Genomic DNA, 1,251 nt, shown 5'->3' with positions numbered 1-1,251 from the left:
CGTAACCAGTGATAAAAAAGTCGTAACCATCTAAAGGACCAAAACCGGAACTGTTCTTTTTCTTGGGTGAAGTCTCCGTTCCTTGAGCTGTTGGCGTGCCAGCTGGAATTTCGACGTTAACATTTTGCTGCTTTACTGGTTCCGGTGCTTTTTCGGGTTCAGGCCACCACGCCATGATGTTGATAGGCAAACCAACACCCAAAAGCAAAGCGGTACCGATAACGGGCCATCGCTTCCAGAAAGGTCTAATGTCTTTCGCTTGCGCTTCTTGAACATGCTTATTGGACTGAGAATGGCTTTTGTAAAACGGAAAATACTCAGACTTGTAAGATCGTATCGACGTATTAACCACCTCACCATTGCAACCATCTTGAACCTTTTTGGTGTATGAGTTGCTGGAACCCATTGCAGTATTTTTAGTGCAACGGTAAGTGACTTCAATCATATCTTTGATATCACGATGCACCTTGCGTATGTTCTGGGTCAGCAAGATGATATCGACACCATAGTGACGGTGTATCGAAAACCACTCAAGAATCGCAGCCGGAAGCCCACGAGATGGCAAGCTCATATGAGCCTCATCAACAATGTACAAAGGCCCCTGTCCTTTCTCATTTCGCCACTCATCGGAGTAATCTTCAATCTGACTAAAAGGCCGACTTGTAGAGCCAAAATCCGTCAATCGACCATCAACTATCTTTATTAGGTCGCGCGCATCCTCACCGAATATCTTTACGAACCAATCAACATTAAGCGTAATGTTGGTAATAACTTTACGCCCTTCCTTGATAGCCGGGATGATGTGATAAGCCACAGCCTCGTAAGTCTTACCGCCTCCTGGTCTACCTGCTATTGCATAAATCATGAACCTAACCTCGTAAACGGAATGAGTTGAAGCATTAAGCGAACCGTGATTGCTGCAAGGATGATAGAAAGACACTGAGGCAAACCAACCGCAGCCATAACCCAAGACACTGTTGGAGGAATTGAAGTCATATACTGACTCATATCGACAGGCGCAAAGAGCGCAAACACGCCAGAAAGCAGCATGTTAACCATCTCCATGACCTGCTCAACCGCCCAGAAAAATAAGTCCTTGAGCATGTTAAAAAGCGACACTAAGAGCTGATACAAGAAGACCAAAAGCTTATTAAATAAATCGACTAACCAATCCATATTAATCCCCGAAGATAATGCGACGTGCTGCAAAGATGGACGACATAATCAGAACTGCACGAACAAAACCGAAAA

The 1,251-nt window shown here is 44.6% G+C and carries 2 protein-coding genes; both read right to left on the bottom strand.

Annotated features, from left to right (window positions below; translation table 11 throughout):
• A partial coding sequence (locus R8O10_RS23860) for a zonular occludens toxin domain-containing protein (protein ID WP_318191779.1) occupies positions 1–865 on the bottom strand: 865 nt, incomplete at its 3' end.
• Positions 862–1,176, bottom strand: coding sequence for a DUF2523 family protein (locus R8O10_RS23855; RefSeq protein ID WP_033905310.1), 315 nt, complete (start codon positions 1,174–1,176; stop codon positions 862–864). The genes R8O10_RS23860 and R8O10_RS23855, both read right to left, overlap by 4 nt.
• Between the last annotated feature and the right edge of the window lie 75 nt (positions 1,177–1,251).

It is taken from the genome of Vibrio sp. 1727 (assembly GCF_033344415.1).
GTDB classification, from domain to species: domain Bacteria; phylum Pseudomonadota; class Gammaproteobacteria; order Enterobacterales; family Vibrionaceae; genus Vibrio; species Vibrio alginolyticus.
This window is presented reverse-complemented; position numbering and strand designations above follow the sequence as displayed.